The organism is Clavibacter michiganensis subsp. tessellarius, from assembly GCF_021922985.1.
Taxonomy (GTDB): domain Bacteria; phylum Actinomycetota; class Actinomycetes; order Actinomycetales; family Microbacteriaceae; genus Clavibacter; species Clavibacter tessellarius.
The window spans coordinates 1,045,365-1,063,141 of sequence record NZ_CP040788.1 but is presented as its reverse complement, the minus strand read 5'-3'; the positions used below and the strand labels follow the sequence as shown (position 1 = coordinate 1,063,141).

The 17,777-nt window shown below is 74.0% G+C and carries 17 protein-coding genes; 8 read left to right on the top strand and 9 right to left on the bottom strand.

Annotated features, from left to right (window positions below; translation table 11 throughout):
• The first annotated feature begins 99 nt into the window (after positions 1 to 99).
• Positions 100 to 357: a type B 50S ribosomal protein L31 gene (locus FGG90_RS04820; RefSeq protein WP_094129796.1), complete on the top strand. Its 258-nt coding sequence runs from the start codon at positions 100 to 102 to the stop codon at positions 355 to 357.
• A 102-nt stretch (positions 358 to 459) separates the two neighbouring features.
• Here FGG90_RS04820 and FGG90_RS04815 read toward each other — a convergent pair whose 3' ends face one another.
• On the bottom strand, positions 460 to 1,161 hold the full coding sequence (locus FGG90_RS04815) for a 3'-5' exonuclease (protein WP_094129799.1): 702 nt from the start codon (positions 1,159 to 1,161) through the stop codon (positions 460 to 462).
• 10 nt (positions 1,162 to 1,171) lie between these two features.
• Positions 1,172 to 2,893 carry a maltose alpha-D-glucosyltransferase gene (gene treS / locus FGG90_RS04810; RefSeq protein WP_094129801.1) on the bottom strand — a complete coding sequence of 574 codons (1,722 nt, stop codon included), beginning with the start codon at positions 2,891 to 2,893 and terminating at the stop codon, positions 1,172 to 1,174.
• 137 nt (positions 2,894 to 3,030) lie between these two features.
• Between treS and FGG90_RS04805 the strand changes: the two genes are divergently transcribed.
• On the top strand, positions 3,031 to 3,927 hold the full coding sequence (locus tag FGG90_RS04805; RefSeq protein ID WP_094129804.1) for an alpha/beta fold hydrolase: 897 nt from the start codon (positions 3,031 to 3,033) through the stop codon (positions 3,925 to 3,927).
• Positions 3,924 to 5,018: a glycosyltransferase family 4 protein gene (locus FGG90_RS04800; RefSeq protein ID WP_094129807.1), complete on the top strand. Its 1,095-nt coding sequence runs from the start codon at positions 3,924 to 3,926 to the stop codon at positions 5,016 to 5,018. Before FGG90_RS04805 ends, FGG90_RS04800 begins: the two co-directional genes overlap by 4 nt.
• A gap of 43 nt (positions 5,019 to 5,061) precedes the next feature.
• Here the strand turns inward: FGG90_RS04800 and FGG90_RS04795 are convergent, their stop codons facing one another.
• Both FGG90_RS04795 and FGG90_RS04790 read right to left on the bottom strand, forming a co-directional pair.
• The gene (locus FGG90_RS04795; protein WP_094129810.1) at positions 5,062 to 5,697 is read right to left on the bottom strand and encodes a histidine phosphatase family protein; all 636 of its coding nucleotides are present in this window, start codon (positions 5,695 to 5,697) and stop codon (positions 5,062 to 5,064) included.
• Entirely contained in the window at positions 5,694 to 6,548 is an 855-nt protein-coding gene (locus FGG90_RS04790; protein WP_094129813.1) for a Sir2 family NAD-dependent protein deacetylase, read from the bottom strand. Before FGG90_RS04790 ends, FGG90_RS04795 begins: the two co-directional genes overlap by 4 nt.
• Before the next feature lie 148 nt (positions 6,549 to 6,696).
• Here FGG90_RS04790 and FGG90_RS04785 point away from each other — a divergent pair, with 148 nt between their 5' ends.
• On the top strand, positions 6,697 to 7,506 hold the full coding sequence (locus FGG90_RS04785; RefSeq protein WP_094129816.1) for a TrmH family RNA methyltransferase: 810 nt from the start codon (positions 6,697 to 6,699) through the stop codon (positions 7,504 to 7,506).
• Positions 7,503 to 8,717: a D-alanyl-D-alanine carboxypeptidase family protein gene (locus FGG90_RS04780; RefSeq protein WP_094129819.1), complete on the top strand. Its 1,215-nt coding sequence runs from the start codon at positions 7,503 to 7,505 to the stop codon at positions 8,715 to 8,717. Before FGG90_RS04785 ends, FGG90_RS04780 begins: the two co-directional genes overlap by 4 nt.
• 16 nt (positions 8,718 to 8,733) lie before the next feature.
• On the opposite strand, the gene FGG90_RS04775 is transcribed toward FGG90_RS04780, so the two are convergent.
• Complete coding sequence (locus FGG90_RS04775; RefSeq protein ID WP_094129822.1) at positions 8,734 to 9,525, bottom strand: SGNH/GDSL hydrolase family protein; 792 nt, start codon at positions 9,523 to 9,525, stop codon at positions 8,734 to 8,736.
• Positions 9,526 to 9,667: 142 nt separating this feature from the next.
• Here FGG90_RS04775 and FGG90_RS04770 point away from each other — a divergent pair, with 142 nt between their 5' ends.
• The 3 genes from FGG90_RS04770 to FGG90_RS04760 all read left to right on the top strand — a co-directional run bounded on the left by FGG90_RS04770 (position 9,668) and on the right by FGG90_RS04760 (position 13,760).
• The gene (locus tag FGG90_RS04770; RefSeq protein WP_094129825.1) at positions 9,668 to 10,519 is read left to right on the top strand and encodes a VOC family protein; all 852 of its coding nucleotides are present in this window, start codon (positions 9,668 to 9,670) and stop codon (positions 10,517 to 10,519) included.
• A 51-nt stretch (positions 10,520 to 10,570) separates the two neighbouring features.
• Complete coding sequence (locus FGG90_RS04765; protein WP_094129828.1) at positions 10,571 to 11,752, top strand: acyl-CoA dehydrogenase family protein; 1,182 nt, start codon at positions 10,571 to 10,573, stop codon at positions 11,750 to 11,752.
• Positions 11,753 to 11,951: 199 nt separating this feature from the next.
• Positions 11,952 to 13,760 (top strand): DEAD/DEAH box helicase, encoded by a 1,809-nt coding sequence (locus FGG90_RS04760; RefSeq protein ID WP_086517528.1) that lies wholly within the window; start codon positions 11,952 to 11,954, stop codon positions 13,758 to 13,760.
• Between the two features lie 223 nt (positions 13,761 to 13,983).
• On the opposite strand, the gene FGG90_RS04755 is transcribed toward FGG90_RS04760, so the two are convergent.
• From FGG90_RS04755 to FGG90_RS04740, 4 genes are read right to left on the bottom strand one after another with little or no spacing between them, the layout of a single operon-like run.
• The gene (locus tag FGG90_RS04755) at positions 13,984 to 14,991 is read right to left on the bottom strand and encodes a glycine betaine ABC transporter substrate-binding protein (protein ID WP_094129831.1); all 1,008 of its coding nucleotides are present in this window, start codon (positions 14,989 to 14,991) and stop codon (positions 13,984 to 13,986) included.
• 2 nt (positions 14,992 to 14,993) lie between these two features.
• Positions 14,994 to 15,758 (bottom strand): ABC transporter permease, encoded by a 765-nt coding sequence (locus FGG90_RS04750; RefSeq protein WP_094129834.1) that lies wholly within the window; start codon positions 15,756 to 15,758, stop codon positions 14,994 to 14,996.
• Positions 15,755 to 17,050 (bottom strand): ABC transporter ATP-binding protein, encoded by a 1,296-nt coding sequence (locus FGG90_RS04745; protein ID WP_094129837.1) that lies wholly within the window; start codon positions 17,048 to 17,050, stop codon positions 15,755 to 15,757. Before FGG90_RS04745 ends, FGG90_RS04750 begins: the two co-directional genes overlap by 4 nt.
• Entirely contained in the window at positions 17,043 to 17,684 is a 642-nt protein-coding gene (locus tag FGG90_RS04740) for an ABC transporter permease (RefSeq protein WP_094129840.1), read from the bottom strand. The genes FGG90_RS04745 and FGG90_RS04740 overlap by 8 nt, the downstream gene beginning before the upstream one ends.
• Positions 17,685 to 17,777 lie beyond the last annotated feature (93 nt).

Sequence of the window (17,777 nt, the reverse complement as noted above, 5' to 3'; positions counted from 1 at the left end):
ATCCGGGCACCCGTCTGGTAGGCTCGTCCACTGGTCGGGTGATCATCCCGGGCACCCACGCTTCCCACGCAGACACCAGAAACGACGAAGGACACCCCGATGAAGACCGACATCCACCCCAAGTACGCCCCCGTCGTCTTCCGCGACCTCGCCTCCGGCGCGACCTTCCTCACGCGCTCCACCGTGAGCAGCTCCAAGACCATCGTCTGGGAGGACGGCGTCGAGTACGCGGTCATCGACGTCGAGATCTCGAGCGAGTCGCACCCGTTCTACACGGGCAAGCAGCGCATCATGGACTCCGCCGGCCGCGTCGAGAAGTTCAACTCGCGCTACGCGAACTTCGGCACCAAGAAGTAGCAGCCCTCAGCAGCACCACGAAGGGCGCCCGGCTCCGGCCGGGCGCCCTTCGTCGTGCACGGGGTGGTGCTCTCCCCGCGGGGAGCGCGACGCCCGCCGGGATCAGCTGTCGGCGTGGCGCTCGGGCCAGGCGCCCGAGGTCGTGAACGCGGGGTCGCGCGTGCGGCGCATGTAGTCCTGGAAGCTCTCCGCCTGCACGCGGGACCAGTCCACCTGGCGGTCGTGGAGGTCGAGCACGGGGATGTCGAGCTGGTCGGCGTACCGGCCGGCGATGGCCTGCGCGACGCGGCCGGCGGCGATGGCGTCGGCGCCCGCGTCGTGCGCGTCGTCGAGCCGCACGCCGTAGTGCTCGGCGGCGACGGACAGCGTGCGCTTGCCGCGGCGGTAGGTGTCGACCGCCTTGTCGATGACGAGGGGGTCGATGACGGGGCCGGTGTCGCGGAGCGGCTCGACGCCGTGACGCACGGCCTCCCGGTTGAGGAGCGTGAGGTCGTACGGCGCGTTGTAGACCACGAGCGCGAGGCCGCGGGCGAACACCTCGCGGATGGTCGTGACGATCTCGAGCACGACGGCGGCGGCGTCGCGTCCCTCGGCGCGGGCGCGCTCCGTGGTGACGCCGTGGATGGCGGCGGCGCCCGCGGGGATCTCGACGCCGGGATCCGCCAGCCAGTCGTGCCGTTCGGTGACCTCCCCGTCGGCGTCGAGCACGACGATGCACGCCGTGACGATGCGCGCGGTCTCGACGTCCACCCCCGTCGTCTCGAGGTCGAAGGAGGCGAGGGAGTGGTGCCAGCGGGAGCTCATCCTGTAGATGCTACGGGCGACCGCCGATGGCGGGCGCACCCATGTGGAGCCAGTAGAAGCTCTGCGTGGCGAGGGTGAGGGTGAGCCGGCCGTCGTCGCCGACCGTCGGGAAGACGCCGCCGCCGAAGAGGTCGTAGAGCTGGGAGCCCGCGAAGTCGGACGCGTCGATCGTGACGGACACCGGGTTGTGCGCGAACGAGAAGACGCAGAGCACGTCCTCGGCGCGGTCGCCGAAGTGGGTGCCGCTGCCCTCGTACGAGCGCACGAACGCGAGGACGCTCTCGTGGTCGGTCGGCAGCACGCGGATGGTGCCCTGACCGAAGACCGGGTGCGCCTTCCGCACGTGGATGACGTTCCGCACCCAGTGCAGGAGGGAGCGGGACTGGGCGAGCTGCGACTCCACGTTGATCTGCGCGTAGTTGTAGACGAGCGACTGCACGACGGGCAGGTAGAGCTTGCCCGGGTCGGCCGTGGAGAACCCGGCGTTGCGGTCGGGGGTCCACTGCATGGGCGTGCGCGACGCGTCGCGGTCCGGCAGCCAGATGTTGTCGCCCATGCCGATCTCGTCCCCGTAGTAGAGGAACGGGCTGCCGGGGAGCGAGAACAGGAGGGCGTGCACGAGCTCGAGCTCGGCGCGCGAGTTGTCGAGCAGCGGAGCCAGGCGGCGCCGGATGCCGATGTTGACGCGCATGCGCGGGTCGTACGCGTACCAGCCGTACATCGCCTGCCGGTACTCCTCGCTCACCATCTCGAGCGTCAGCTCGTCGTGGTTGCGGAGGAAGACGCCCCACGCGGCGGCGTCGGGGATCTCGAACGTCTCGCTCATGATCCGCTTCAGCTCGTCCGCCGTCTGCGAGCGGAGCGAGTAGAAGATGCGCGGCATGATCGGGAAGTCGAACGCCATGTGGCACTCCGGCTCCTCCTCGGTGCCGAGGAACGCGGACACCTCGCGCGGCCACTGGTTCGCCTCGGCGATGAGGATGCGGCCCGGGTACTCCTCGTCGACCATCGCGCGGAGGCGCTTGAGGAACTCGTGCGTCGCGGGCTCGCCCTCGCCGTTGCCCTCCTCGGTCTCGTAGAGGTACGGGATCGCGTCGAGGCGGAGGCCGTCGACGCCCATGTCGAGCCAGTGGCGGATGACGCCGTAGATGGCCTCGTGCACCTTGGGGTTGTCGAAGTTGAGGTCGGGCTGGTGCGAGAAGAAGCGGTGGAAGAAGAACTGGCGGCGCACCGGGTCGAAGGTCCAGTTGGACTCCTCGGTGTCGACGAAGATGACGCGGATGTCCTCGTACTTCTCGTCGGTGTCGCTCCAGACGTAGAAGTCGCCGTAGGGGCCGTCGGGGTCGGACCGGGACTGCTGGAACCACTCGTGCTGGTCGGAGGTGTGGTTCATCACGAGGTCGATCACGATGCGCATGTTGCGCTCGTGGGACTTGGTGACGAGCTCCTTGAAGTCGTCGAGGGTGCCGAACTCGGGCAGCACCGACATGTAGTCGCTGATGTCGTAGCCGCCGTCGCGGAGCGGGGACTGGAAGAAGGGCGGGATCCAGAGGCCGTCGATGCCGAGCCACTGCAGGTAGTCGAGCTTGGAGATGAGGCCCTGGATGTCGCCCGTGCCGTCGCCGTTCGAGTCGACGAAGGAGCGGATCATCACCTCGTAGAAGACGGAGCGCTTGTACCACTGCTTGTCGAGGGTGAGGCCGGGCAGGGTGATGGGGGCGGTGAAGCTCACGGTTCTCCTCAGGGGCGCGACGGGACGCGTCGACGGCGGGGCGGGAAGGCTCGGGGCAACTCTAGGCGCGCCGGGTGCCCGGCCCGGCCCGGCGCGCCCGGGGGCGGGGGCGCCCGCCGCTCGTAGACTCGACCCCGATGAACGTCCCCTCTCCCTACGCCCCGCAGCTCGACCGGATCCCCGTCGTCCGGCGCACCGCCGACCTCCTCGGGAGCCGCACGGCGTGGTGGGAGTACGGACCCGCCGACGCGCGCGACGTGCTCGTGGTCGTGCACGGGTTCCGCGGCGACCACCACGGGCTCGAGCCCGTGGTCGCGCAGCTGCCCGGGGTGCGGATCCTCTCTCCCGACCTGCCCGGCTTCGGCGACTCGGCGCCGCTCGCGGACGCCCGGCACGACATCCCCGGGTACGCCGCCTGGCTCCGCGCGTTCGTCGACGCCACGGGCACGCGCCACGCGACCGTGCTCGGGCACTCCTTCGGCTCCATCGTCGTCACGGCCGCGCTCGCGGACGGCCTGCCGAACCCGCGGGCGATCCTCGTGAACCCGATCGCCGCGCCCGCCCTCGAGGGGCCGCGCGGGATCCTCACCCGGCTCGCCGTGCTCTACTACCGCGCCGCCGCCGTCCTCCCCGAGCGCGCGGGCTTCGGCCTGCTGCGCAACCGCGCGATCGTGCGCGTGATGAGCGAGGCCATGGCGAAGACGCGCGACCGGGGGCTCCGCCGCTGGATCAACGACCAGCACGACAGGTTCTTCAGCGCGTTCGGCGACCGCCGGGTCGTGCTCGAGGCCTTCCGGGCGTCCGTGTCCTCCGACGCGAGCACCTACGCGCCCCGGGTCCGCGTGCCCGTGCTGCTCGTCGCGGCCGAGCGCGACGACATCACGCCCGTCGCGGCCCAGCACCGGCTGCGCGGGCTGTTCGCGGACGCGCGCCTCGAGGTCATCCCGCGCGTCGGGCACCTGATCCACTACGAGACGCCCCGGGAGGCCGCCGGCTTCATCCGCGCGTTCCTCGACGAGGGGAGCGCGTCGTGAGGCTCGTGTTCGACTGCCGGTACACGCGCCTCGGGCGCCACGACGGGATCAGCCGCTACGGCGCCGAGCTCGTCGCGCGGCTCGGGGAGCGCTTCGACGTGACCATGCTCATCAGCGACCACCGGCAGCTCGAGCTCCTGCCCGACCTGCCGTGGCAGCTCGTGAGCGCGCCGACGGGGGCGTCGGAGCCGTGGGTCGCCCGACGCGTGCGGCGGCTGCGGCCCGACGTGGTCTACAGCCCGATGCAGACGATGGGCTCCCGCGGCCGCGACTACCCGCTCGTGCTCACGCTGCACGACCTCATCTACTACCGCCACCGGCGCCCGCCGCGCGACCTCCCCGTCGGGGTGCGCGCCCTGTGGCGCGCCTTCCACCTCGCCTGGTGGCCCCAGCGCCTGCTGCTCGACCGGGCGGACGCGATCGTGACGGTGTCCGAGACGACGCGCGGGCTGATCCGCCGGCACCGGCTCACCTCCCGCCCCGTCGTCGTCGTGCCCAACGCCGCGGAGCTCGCGCCGGCGCCCGACGGCGTGCCCGACGGGCCGCGTGAGGCGCCCGCCGAGCGGACGCTCGTGTACATGGGCTCGTACATGCCGTACAAGAACGTCGACGCCCTGGTGCGCGCCGCGGACGACCTGCCCGAGCACGAGCTCCACCTGATGAGCCGCGTCTCCGCCCCCGAGCGCGCGCGGCTCGAGGAGCTGGCCGACGGCGCGCGCCTCGTCTTCCGCGACGGCGCGAGCGACGCCGAGTACGCCCGGACGCTCCGGCGCGCCACCGCGCTCCTCACGGCGTCGCGCGACGAGGGCTTCGGCATCCCCGTCATCGAGGCGATGAGCGTCGGGCTCCCCGTGGTGGTCAGCGACATCCCGATCTTCCGCGAGATCGGCGGGGACGCCGCGATCTACGTCGACCCGGAGGATCCCGAGGGCTTCGCGGCCGCGGTCCGCTCCCTCGACGACCCCGCGGAGTGGCGCCGTCGCTCCGCCGCGTGCGTCGCCCGGGCCGCGGCCTACGACTGGGACCGCTCGGCCGTCGCGCTCGGGGACCTGCTCGAGCAGGTCGCGCGGGCGCGGCACCCGGCGGCCTGACCGCGGGCGGCCGGGCCCGCCGGGGCTCGCGTGCGACGACGGGTCAGGCGGGGCGGGCGTCCGACGACGGCACGGAGGCCGCGAGCTCCGCGACGCCGCCGAACCGCAGCAGAGACAGCGTCCCGTCGACCACGCCGAAGGTGTGCGCCGAGCCGTTCTCGATCATGGGGCCGGGGCGGCCGGTGAGCGAGGCGTCGAGGCTGCGGGCGAGCGCGGCGATCACCCCGCCGTGCGACACGACGACGAGCGAGCCGCCCGGGTGCTCCTCGGCGAGGCGCAGCAGCGCGCCGCCGGCCCGCTCCGTGACGGACTCGACGGTCTCGCGGCCGGGGACGTCGCCGTCCGGGAAGCGCGCCTCGATCTCGGAGTGCGTGAGGCCCTCGGCGAGGCCGTAGCGGCGCTCCGCGAGCGCCGGCTCCGGACGGGGACCGGCGCTGGGGGAGCCGCCGAGCGCGAGGTGCTCGACGATGATCGACGCCGTCTCGAACGCGCGCCCGAGTGGGCTGGCGTACACGGCGTCCCACCCGGGTCCGCCGCGGACCGCCTCCGCGAGCAGCGCGCCCGCGGTGGCCGCCTGCGCCCGGCCGGTGTCGTCGAGGGGGATGTCGCTCGACCCCTGCACGCGGCGCTCCACGTTCCACGCGGTCCGGCCGTGGCGGACGAGCACGATGCGGGTCACGCGGCGAGCTCCGTCGCGATGGCGCGGAGGGTCTCGCTGGTGCCGCCCTCGAGGCGCACGGTGGCGCGGGTGTCGCCCTTGGTGATGCCGCGGTTGAGGATCACGATCGGCATGCGGCTCCTCCGCGCGAGCTCGAGCAGGCGGATGCCGGAGTTCACGGCGAGCGAGGACCCGGCGATGAGGAGCACGTCCGCGTCGGAGACGATGGCGCTCGCCTCCTGGAAGCGCTCGGTGGGCACGAGCTCGCCGAAGAAGACCACGTCGGGCTTGAGCATGCCGCCGCAGACGCTGCAGACCGGGATCCGGAAGCGGTCGACGTCGTGCACCTGCGCGTCGCCGTCGGGGTTCAGCTCCACCGCGTCGGGCTGGTCGAGCCAGGGGTTCTCGGCGCTGATGCGGTCGGCGATCGCCGACCGGGCGTAGGCCTGGCCGCAGTCGAGGCAGAGGACGCGGTCGAGGGATCCGTGCAGGTCCACCACGCGGCGGGAGCCGGCGCGCTCGTGCAGGCCGTCGACGTTCTGGGTCACGAGGCCCGACACGACGCCGGCGCCCTCCAGGTCGGCGAGCGCGGCGTGCCCGTCGTTGGGCCGCGCCGAGCTGAAGGCCTTCCAGCCGAGGTGGCCTCCCGCCCAGTAGCGGCGGCGGAAGTCGTCGCCCTCGCTGCGGAACTGCTGGAACGTCATCGGGTTCCGCTTCGGGGCGCCCTCGCCGCGGTAGTCGGGGATGCCCGAGTCGGTGCTGAGGCCCGCGCCCGTGAGGACCGCCGTGCGGCGGCCGCGCATCAGGTCGACGGCCTCGGCCACGGTGGATCCCGCGGGGGGCAGGGGATCGTCGCGGAGAGCGGTGCTCATGGGGCCTCCCGGTGCCGAGCGGACGCCCGGCCCCGTCGGCGGGCGACGACGGGGCAGGGCATCATTGTCCTGCCGAGTCTAGACAGCGCACCCCCGCGATGGCTCCGCGCGAGCAGCGCCGTCCACGCGGCGCACGGAGAGGACCGGCGTGCACATCCACCGCATCGAGGACCTCGACTCCCCGGGGCTCGAGGACTACTCCCGGCTCACCGACGTGGCGCTCCGCCGCGTCAGCGAGCCGGCGGGCGGCCTCTACATCGCCGAGTCGACCAAGGTCATGGGACGCGCGCTCGCGGCGGGTCACGTGCCCCGCTCCGTGCTCCTGCAGGAGCAGTGGCTCGACGACGTGGCGCCGCTCCTCGAGGCCTTCCCGGACGTCCCCGTCTTCGTGGGCGAGGCCGCGGTGCTCGAGCGGCTCACCGGGTACAACCTGCACCGCGGGGCGCTCGCCGCCATGCACCGGCCGCCGCTGCCCGCGGTCGCCGAGGTGCTGCGCGACGCCCGACGCGTGGTCGTGCTCGAGGACGTCGTCGACCACACGAACGTCGGCGCCATCTTCCGCGCGGTCGCCGGCATCGGGGCCGACGCCGTGCTCATCACCCCGCGCTGCGCCGACCCGCTCTACCGCCGGAGCGTCCGGGTCAGCATGGGCACCGTGCTGCAGGTGCCGTGGACCCGCCTGCCCGAGTGGCCGGAGGCCGTGACGCTCCTGCACGAGGCCGGCTTCCACCTCGCCGCGCTCGCCCTGGAGGACGACGCCGTGACGCTCGACGCCTTCGCGGCGGATCCGCCGGAGCGGATCGCGCTCGTCCTCGGCACCGAGGGCGACGGCCTCAGCCGCGCCGCGCTCCGCCACGCCGACTCGACGGTCGTCATCCCGATGCTGCACGGCGTGGACTCGCTCAACGTCGCCGCCGCGAGCGCCGTCGCGCTCTACGCGCTCCGGGTGCCCGCGTGAGCCGCGCCCGGCGCATCGCCCTCACCGGGGTCGCGGCCGCGCTCCTCGTCTCGGGCGGCGTCTACGTCCCGGTCACGCTGACCGCGGATCCGCCCCCGGCGGTCGCGCAGGTCGACGCGCCCGATCCGGTCGTCAACGTCCTCACGCCCGAGGCCTGGCCGGGCGCGGGCGTCTCCGCGGTGGGCGCCGTCGGCTTCGACGGGGTCCTCGCGACGGACGACGCGACGCCCACGCCGCGCCCGATGGCGAGCATCACCAAGATCGTCACCGCCCTCGTGGTGCTGCAGGCCAAGCCGCTCGCGCCCGGCGAGGAGGGGCCGCAGGTGACCTTCACGGCGGAGGACGAGGCGCTGCGCGGGCAGATCCTCCAGCAGGACGGCATCGTCGAGCCGGCCGTGCCGGGCACGAGCCTCGCCCAGCGGGACCTCCTCGAGGGCGCGCTGCTCGCGAGCGCCAACAACTACGCCGCGGCGCTCGGGGTGTGGGCGTATGGATCCAACGACGCGTTCGTCGCCGCGGCGAACGCCTGGCTCGCGGAGCACGGGCTGACCGGCACGCACGTGGCCGACGCCATGGGGCTCTCGCCCGAGACCGTGAGCACGACCGCGGACCTCGTGCGCATCGGCGAGATGGCGCTCGCCGACCCCGTGCTCTCGGGCATCGTCGACCAGCGGAGCGCGGACCTCCCCGGCGTCGGGACCATCCAGAACCGCAACATGCTGGCCGCGGTGCCGGGCTTCCGCGGGATCAAGACGGGCACGCTCGAGCAGGCGGGCAAGTGCCTGCTCTGGGCGGTGGACACCAAGGTGGGCGACCGCGACGTGACGCTCGTCGGGATCACCCTCGGCGCCCGCGACCACGCGGAGCTCGCCCGCCAGGTGGTGGCGCTCCTGCCCACCGTGACCGCGAACCTGCACGTGGTGCGGGTCGCCACCGCGGGGGAGCCGTTCGCCGACTACGCGACCGCGTGGGGCGCCACGGCGCAGGCCGTCGCCACCGAGGACGAATCGCTCCTGGTGTGGGGGGACACGCCCGTGACCACGACCGTCGACGCGCGCGGGGCGGGAGAGGCCGCGGCGGGCGATGCGGTGGGCACGGCGACCGTCACCGCCGGCGCGCAGAGCGTGGAGGTGCCTCTCGCGCTCGACCGCGCGATCCCGGGCCCCGACGGATGGTGGCGCCTGGGCAACCCCGCGCAGCTGCTCGGCTGACGACCGGCGTCGCGGGTCAGCCGCCCGCGTCGACGCGCGTCCACGGCGAGGCGTCCGGCCGCTTGGCCGTGCGCCCGTCGCCGGAGGACTGGTGGCGGAGCCGCCGCAGCACCCACGGCACGAAGTAGGACCGCGCCCAGTCGATGTCGCCCGCGCGCGCCTGCCGCCACGTGCGCGCCGGGAGCGGCTCGGGCTTCCGGGGCTCGAGGTCGTTCTCCACGGCGAGCGCGGCGAGCACCATGCGCGCCACCGTGTGGTGGCCGAGCGGCGCGAGGTGCAGCCGGTCGACGTCCCACATGCGCGGGTCCTGGATCTCGGTGAGCGACCACTGGTCGGCCACGATGCAGTCATGCCGGGCGGCGATCGCGCGGATGTCCTCGTTGTAGATCGCGACCTTGCCGCGGAGGCGCCCGAACACGGGGGAGAACTTGACGTCGGTGCCCGTGAAGAGCACCACGGTCGCGCCCTCGGAGGAGAGCCGGGCGACCATGCCGTCGAGGCGGTCCGCGAGCCGGTCGGGGTCGGCGCCCGGCCGGAGGATGTCGTTGCCGCCCGCGGAGAGGGACACGAGGTCGGGGTGCAGGGCCAGGGCCGGCTCGACCTGCTCGTCGGCGATCTGCGCGAGGAGCCGTCCGCGGATGGCGAGGTTCGCGTAGGAGAAGCCCTCGACCTGATCCGCGAGCACCTCGGCCACGCGGTCCGCCCAGCCCCGGTGCCCGCCCGGGCTGCCCGGCTCGGGATCGCCGATGCCCTCCGTGAAGGAGTCGCCGAGGGCGACGTAGCGGCGCCAGGGGTGGGGCTGGGTCATGCGGTTCCTTCCGGGTGGGGCGCATCCCATCATAGGAACGGCCTCGCGCCGGGACTCGCGTACGGGGCGCGGGAATGACCGCGGCGACGAGTTGGTTGAGCCCTCAAGCAACCTGATCCACCCCGAGCGAACCCGAGGACCCATGCCCGACCTGCTCTCCGCCGACACGACCATGGGGCCCGTGACCCTCCTGGTCCGCGACCTCGACGCCATGACCGCCTACTACCGCGACGCCGTCGGCCTCGACCTCGTCGCCGAGGGCCGGGGGTCCGCGACGCTCGGCCGGGGGAGCGCCCCCGCCGTGATCCTGGAGACCGGGCACGGCCTCGACCTGCCGAGCCCCGGGGACGCGGGCCTCTTCCACACGGCCGTGCTCTTCGACACCCCCGCGGCCCTGGCGCGCTCGGTCGCCTCCGTCGCGCGTCGCGCGCCCGGCACGTACGCGGGCAGCGCCGACCACCTGGTGAGCCGCGCGTTCTACTTCACCGACCCCGAGGGCAACGGCGTCGAGCTCTACACCGACCGCCCGCGGGACGAGTGGACGTGGGAGGACGGGCACGTCGTCATGGGCTCGCTCCGCCTCGACCCGAACGCCTACCTGCAGCAGGAGCTCGCGCCCGTCGCCTCGCCCGCGGACGACGCGGCCGGCATCGGGCACGTGCACCTCCAGGTGGGCGACACGGAGACGGCGAGCGCGTTCTACGTCGACACGCTCGGCTTCGAGCTCGTCGCCGGCTGGCACGGCTCGGCGATCTTCGTCTCGGCCGGCGGGTACCACCACCACATGGCCATGAACACCTGGAACAGCCGCGGCGCGGGTCGGCGTCCGGCGACGCTCGGGCTCGGCACCGTCCGCATCGAGGTGCCCACGCGCGACGAGGTCGAGGCCGTCGACGCGCGGCTCCGCCACGCGGGCGTGGCCACGCGGGACGACGGGCGCGCGCTCGCGTTCGAGGACCCGTGGGGCAACGCGCTGGTCCTGTCGGCCGGCTGAGCGGCGGGATCCGGGCCCCGGGCTGCCGCCTGCCCGGGGGAGGATGGGCGCATGACGCCGGCCGACCCGCTCGATCCGCACGCGCTCCTCGACGACGCCCTGCTCGAGCGGATCCGCTCCCGGGCCGCCGGCTACGACGAGCGCGCCGCCTTCTTCACGGAGGACCTGGCGGAGCTGCGGGAGGCGGGGTACCTGCGCCTCCTCGTGCCGCGCGACCTCGGCGGATCCGGCGCCTCGCTCGCGGACGCCGTGCGCTGCCAGTCGCTCCTCGCGGAGGCCGCTCCCGCGACGGCCCTCGGCGTCGGCATGCATCTCGTCTGGACGGCCGTCGCGCGGATCCTCGCCGACCGCGGCGACGACTCCCTCCGCGGCGTGCTCGAGGACGCCGCCCGTGGCGAGGTGCTCGCCTTCGCCATCAGCGAGCCCGGCAACGACGCCGGCCTCGGCGACGCCCGCACGCGCGCCGTGCCCGACGGCACGGGCGGCTACAACTTCACGGGCACGAAGGCGTCCGCGAGCATGTCTCCCGCGTGGACCCGGCTCGGGCTCTTCGGCCGGGACGACGCCGATCCCGAGCGGCCGCTCCTCGTGCACGCGTTCGTGCGCCGCGACGCGCCGGGCCTCGAGATCGTCCAGGACTGGGACACCCTCGGCATGCGCGCGACGCGCAGCGACAGCGTCGAGCTGCGCGACGTGCATGCCCCCGCCGCCGACGTCGTCCGCCGCCGCGAGGCGGGACGTCGCGACGACCCCTTCGCGCTCGCGGTCCTCCAGGCCTTCGAGCTGCTGATCGCGTCCGTGTACGCGGGGCTCGGCCGGCGCGCGCTCGACCTCGCGGTCGCGTCCGCGCGGAGCAGGACCTCCCACGCCGCGGGCGGAGCGTCCCTCGCCGTCGACCCCGCCGTGCGCGCGCTCGTCGCCGAGGCGGCCCTCCAGCAGGACGCCCTCGCCCCGCAGCTGCGGGCGCTCGCCGAGGACGTGGACCGCGGCGTCGACCACGGCGACCGGTGGCCGTCGCTCCTCGTGGGCGCCAAGGCCCGCGCCACGCGCACCGCGGCGGACGTCGTGCGCGCGGCCGTCGGCGTCGTCGGCGGATCGGCGTTCCGCACGGGCGACGAGCTCGGCCGCCTGCACCGCGACGCGCTGGCCGGCGGCTTCCACCCGCCGAGCGACCGGCAGGCCGCCGAGACGCTCGCGACGGCGCTCCTCGGGCCCGCCGGGCGCCCGGTCTGAGCGCACGCCGGGCAGCCGGTCGACGTGCGCCGAGGGGCAGGGGAGGCGACGCGCCCGGCCGTCCGCCGGGCTCCGGATCCGCCGGACGGGGAGCGCCGGGACGCCTCGCCGACGGCCGTGCGGATCCGCTCCCGCCGTCCTCCCCGACGGGGGCGCGAGCCGTCGGGCCGACGGTCGCGGGCGGGTATCGTGAGGTCGAGTGAGCACCCTGCCGTCCCCTCCTCCGCACGTCGGATCCGCCGCGGCCGAGCACCTCTCGCCGGCCTTCCCGGAGCGCGCCGCCTGGGGCACCGTCAGCAAGCTGCGGGCCTGGCAGGAGGAGGCCCTCACCGCCTACTTCGAGAACGAGCCGCGCGACTTCCTCGCCAACGCGACCCCGGGCGCCGGCAAGACCACGTTCGCGCTCCGCCTCGCCTCCGAGCTGCTGCACCGCAAGACCGTCGACCGGATCACGGTCGTCGCGCCCACCGAGCACCTCAAGAAGCAGTGGGCCGACGCCGCGGCGCGCGCGGGCGTGCGCCTCGACCCGATGTACAGCAACAGCTCCGGCGCCCTCGGCCGGCACTACCACGGGGCCGCCGTCACGTACGCGCAGGTGGCCGCGAACCCGTACCTGCACAAGACCATGACCGAGTCGAGCCGCACCCTCGTGATCCTCGACGAGGTCCACCACGGCGGCGACGCGCTCAGCTGGGGCGACGCGATCCGCGAGGCCTTCGAGCGTGCGACCCGCCGCCTCTCGCTCACGGGGACGCCCTTCCGCTCGGACACGGCGCCCATCCCGTTCGTCAGCTACCTCCGCGACCACCGCGGCGTCCGCCTCTCGCAGACCGACTACGACTACGGCTACGGCCGCGCGCTCGCCGACGGCGTCGTCCGGCCCGTCATCTTCCTCGCCTACGCCGGCAGCATGCGCTGGCGCAACAAGATGGGCGACGAGATGGAGGCGCAGCTCGCCGAGGGCAACACGAAGGACATCACCTCGCAGGCGTGGCGCACGGCGCTCGCCCCGGACGGGGAGTGGATCCCTCAGGTTCTCGCCGCGGCCGACCGCCGCCTCAGCGAGGTGCGGCAGTCGATCCCGGACGCGGGCGGCCTCGTCATCGCGACCGACCACACCACCGCGCGCGCCTACGCCGCGATCCTCCAGCGCCTCAGCGGCCAGCCCGTCACCCTCGTCCTCTCCGACGACGTCGAGGCGAGCGCGAACATCGACCGCTTCTCCGCCGGCACCTCGCGGTGGATGGTCGCGGTGCGCATGGTGTCCGAGGGCGTCGACGTGCCGCGCCTCGCCGTCGGCGTGTACGCCACCAGCGCGTCCACCCCGCTGTTCTTCGCGCAGGCCATCGGCCGCTTCGTGCGGGCCCGCCGCCGCGGCGAGACGGCGTCGATCTTCCTGCCCAGCGTCCCGAACCTCCTCGTGCTCGCCAACGAGCTCGAGCGCCAGCGCGACCACGCCCTCGACCGCGACTCCTCCAAGGAGGGCGACCTCTACAACCCCGAGGACGCCATGATGGGCGAGGCGAACCGCAGCGAGAAGGGGTCCGACTCCCTCCTCAGCGAGTTCTCCTTCGAGGCGATGGGCTCCGAGGCCACCTTCGACAAGGTGCTCTTCGACGGCGCCGAGTTCGGGCAGATGGCCGACGTCGGCAGCCTCGAGGAGGAGGAGTTCATCGGGCTCCCCGGGATCCTCGAGCCCGAGCAGGTGCGTGAGCTCCTCGCCCAGCGGCAGCACCGGCAGTCCAAGCACGCCAGCGAGCGGGAGCGCAAGCAGGCGGAGAGCGGCGCCCCCAAGGACCCGGACGACATCCCGCTGTACCGCACGCTCAAGGAGCAGCGGCAGCTCCTCAACAGCCTCGTCGGCATGCGCGCCAAGCTGCACGGCGAGCCGCACGGGCTCGTGCACGCGGAGCTCCGGCGCGTCTGCGGCGGGCCCGCGGTCGGCCAGTGCAGCGTGACGCAGCTGCAGCAGCGCATCGACCAGCTCCGCAGGTGGATGCGCAGCTAGCGGGCGCGGTCGTGGTCCGGCGGGCAGCTCCGCAGGTGGATGCGCAGCTAGCGGGCGCGGTCAAGGTCCGCCGGGCAGCTCCGCGGGTGGATGCGCAGCTGACGGGCGCGGTCGTGGTCCGGCGGGCAGCTCCGCAGGTGGATGCGCAGCTAGCGGGCGCGGTCGTGGTCCGGCGGGCAGCTCCGCAGGTGGATGCGCAGCTGACGTCCCCGGCGACGCCGGCCTACGGCGCGGTCACGAAGCCGTGGTCGACCATGAAGCGGTAGGCGACGTCCGCGGGCTCCTCGCCCTGGTCGTCCACCTCCAGGTTCATCTTCCGGAGCGCGTCGTCGGTGATCTCGGGGGAGATGCGGTCGAACACGTCCTCGAGCCCCGGGTACTCGGCGAGCGTCGCGCTGTCGAGCACGGGCGCCACGTTGTACGCGGGGAAGAACCCGAGGTCGTCCTGCAGGATCGTGAGGCCCAGCTTGTCGATGCGCCCGTCCGTCGTGTAGACCTCGCCGAACTGGCAGGTGCCGCGGTCGGCCGCCGTGTAGACCGCGCCGGTGTCGAAGATCGAGACGTTGCCGTCGGGCACGCCGTCCGCGGATCCGCGCGGGATGCCGTAGGCCTCCAGCAGCGGCGACAGCCCGTCGCTCCGGGAGTTGAACTCCGCCTCCACGCAGAACGTCCGCTGGTCCACGGGCAGGTCCGCGATCTGCGACAGCTTCGTGATGCCGAGCCGGTCGGCCTCCTCGCTGCGCATCGCGAGCGCGTACGTGTTGTTGAGCGGCGCGGGGGTCAGCCAGGTGAGCCCGTTCGCCGCATCCGCGTCGCGCACGGCCTCGTACTGGGCGCGCTGGTCCGGGATGCCGGACTTCTCGCCGAGGTAGCTGAGCCAGGCCGTGCCCGTGTACTCCCACGTCATGTCGGCACCATGGCTCGTCATGAGCTCGCGCGCGGGCACGCTGCCGGGCACGTTCGTCTCGTCCGTCACCTGGAAGCCCGCCGCCTTCGCCGCGATGACCGCGATCTTGCCGAGGATCAGCTGCTCGGTGAAGTTCTTCGACGTCACCGTGAGCGATGCGCCCGGCGGCAGGTCGAGCGGCCGGATGGAGCCGGGCGCCGCGTCCGGCACGTAGGCGGTCGCGGGCTGCAGGCCGCACCCGGTGAGGGTCGCGAGCGCGGCCACGGCGAGCGCGGGGGCCGCGAGCATGCGGCGCCGGCGGCGGGATCGGGGGAGGAGCGGCACGGTCAGAGTCCCTTCGGGCGGGCGACGTGCTCGACGATGCGGCCGAGCCAGTCGATGGCGAGCGCGAGGAGCGCGATGAGGAGGGCCCCGGAGACGAGGACGGGGTAGAGGTAGAGGCTCACGCCCGTGGTGATGAGGACGCCCAGGCCGCCGCCGTTCACGAACGCGGCGAGGGCGGCGGTGCCGACGAGGAGCACGAGGGCGGTGCGGATCCCGGCGAGCATCACGGGCACGGCCAGCGGCAGCTCGATGCGGAACAGCACGGCGACGCGGCTCATGCCCATCCCGCGGCCGGCTTCGACGAGGCGCTCGTCGACGCCGCGGATGCCGAGCATGGTGTTCCGGAGGACGGGCAGCGCCGCGTAGAGCACCAGGGCGACGAGGCTCGCCGTGAAGCCGTCGGGCACGGCCATGGCGAGCAGCACCACGAGCCCGATCGCCGGCGCCGCCTGCCCGAGGTTCGCGACCGCGAGCACCGGCGCGGAGAACGGCCGGAAGCGGGCGCGCGTGAGGAGGACCCCGAGCGGGATGGCGAGCAGCAGGACGATCGCGGCGGCGGTGAACGTGAGGACGAGGTGCTCGAGGGTCGCCTTCCCCAGCGCCGCGGGGGCGAGGGTCGTGCGCTCCACGGCGGTGAGCGGCGCGATCAGCAGCCAGGCGACGTAGCCCGCGAGGACCACCGCGATGGCGACGGGCTGCGCGACGAGCCCGCGCCAGGTGCTCGCGCCGCGGGGGACGCCGGTGCGGGCGTCGAGGGCGATGCTCATGCGCCCGGCCCCTCCGCGACGTCGGACGCGGCGGCGGCGGACGCGGCGGGGTCGGCCCGCTCGGCGTCGGCGCCGACCGTGCCGATCGTGCCGGTGTTGGTCCCGACGGGCGCGTCGTCCTGGCCGTCGGCGGCCGAGGCCCGGGCGCTCGTGATCGCGTCCATCACCGTCTCGACGTCGATCACGCCGAGGAAGGCGCCGCCGCGTCCGGTGACGAGCGCGGCGCCGGCGCTCGAGACGAGCATCGTGTCGAGGGCGTCGTTGAGGGTCGCGCGGGCGCCGATCACGGGCAGCCGCGGCTCGGGGACCCGACCGACCGCCTCGAGCCGGCCGAGCTGGCGGCGGGACAGCCACTGGAGGGGGCGCTCGCGCGCGTCGACGACCACCGCGTGGCCGTGGCCGACCTCGTCCATGCGGGCGAGCACGTCGCGCGCCGCGTCGCCGGGGTGCGCGATCACGGCGGAGGCGAGCGGCACCTCGTCCACGCGCCGGAGCGTCAGCTGCTTGAGCCCGGCGCCGGAGCCGATGAACTCCTCCACGAACGCGTCGGCGGGCTCCGCGAGGATCCGCTCCGGGGTGTCGTACTGGACGATGCGCGCGCCCTCGGCGAAGACGACGATCCAGTCGCCGAGCTTCACGGCCTCGTCGAAGTCGTGCGTGACGATGACGATGGTCTTCTGCAGCTCGGCCTGGATGCGCAGCAGCTCGTCCTGGAGCCGCTGCCGCGTGATCGGGTCCACGGCGCCGAAGGGCTCGTCCATGAGCAGCACGGGCGGGTCGGCGGCGAGCGCCCGGGCCACGCCCACGCGCTGCTGCTGTCCGCCGGACAGCTCCTTCGGGTAGCGGTCGCGGTACTGCTCGGGGTCGAGCGAGACGAGCTCGAGCAGCTCGTCGACGCGGGCGCGGATCCGGGCGGCGTCCCAGCCGAGCATCTTCGGCACGACGGCGATGTTGGCGGCCACCGTCATGTGCGGGAAGAGGCCGCCGGCCTGGATCACGTAGCCGATGCGGCGCCGCAGCTCGTCGCCGTCGATCCCCGTGACGTCCTCGTCGCCGAGGACCACGCGTCCCTCGGTGGGCTCGATGAGCCGGTTGATCATCTTGAGCGTCGTGGTCTTGCCGCAGCCGGAGGGGCCGACGAGCATCACGATCCTCCCCGCGGGGATCTCGAGCGTGATGCCGTCGACGGCGGGCTTCGCCTGGCCGGGGTAGCGCTTGGTGACGCGGTCGAGCAGGATCGACCGGCCGCTGATCTCGGGGGTGCCGGGGGTCGTGGTGGTGGTCTCAGACACGGATGCCTCTCGGTGTGGTGAGCCGGCCGATGCCGACGAGGACGAGGTCGAGCAGGAGGGCGAGCAGGACGACGCCGACGACGCCGGTGAGGACGGACTCGGTGGAGTTCTGGCCGCCGAGCCGGGAGAGCCCGGAGAAGATGAAGCCGCCGAGCCCCGGTCCCAGCACGTAGGCGGCGACCGCGGCGATCCCCATGACCATCTGCGCGGACACGCGGATGCCGCCGAGGATGACGGGCCAGGCGAGCGGCAGCTCCACGCGGAGGAGCGTGCGCATCCGCCCCATGCCGATCCCGCGCGCCGACTCGACGATCGTCGGGTCGATGCCCGCGAGCCCCACCACCGCGTTGCGGAGGATCGGGAGCGTCGCGAAGAACGTGACGACCGCGACCGCGGGGGGCACGCCGAAGCCGAGGGGCGCGATGAGCAGTCCCACCAGCGCGAACGCGGGGAGCGTGAGGCCGACGGCGGACACGCTGTTGGCGAGCGACGTGAGCGGGCGGCTGCGGTACACGGCGGCCGCGATGCCCACGGCGATCAGGGTGGCGAGCACCAGGCACTGCACCACGAGGCTGAGGTGCTGCCAGGCGGAGAAGGCGATCTGGTCGGCTCGGGCGGACAGGAAGTCCCACATGTCGGTCTCCTCTGCGTCGGTCGGTCACCGGGAGGGGCGTCGGCGGGGGACACCCTACGCAGGCTTGCCGGGAGGCGCGAAGTTCGCGGGCGC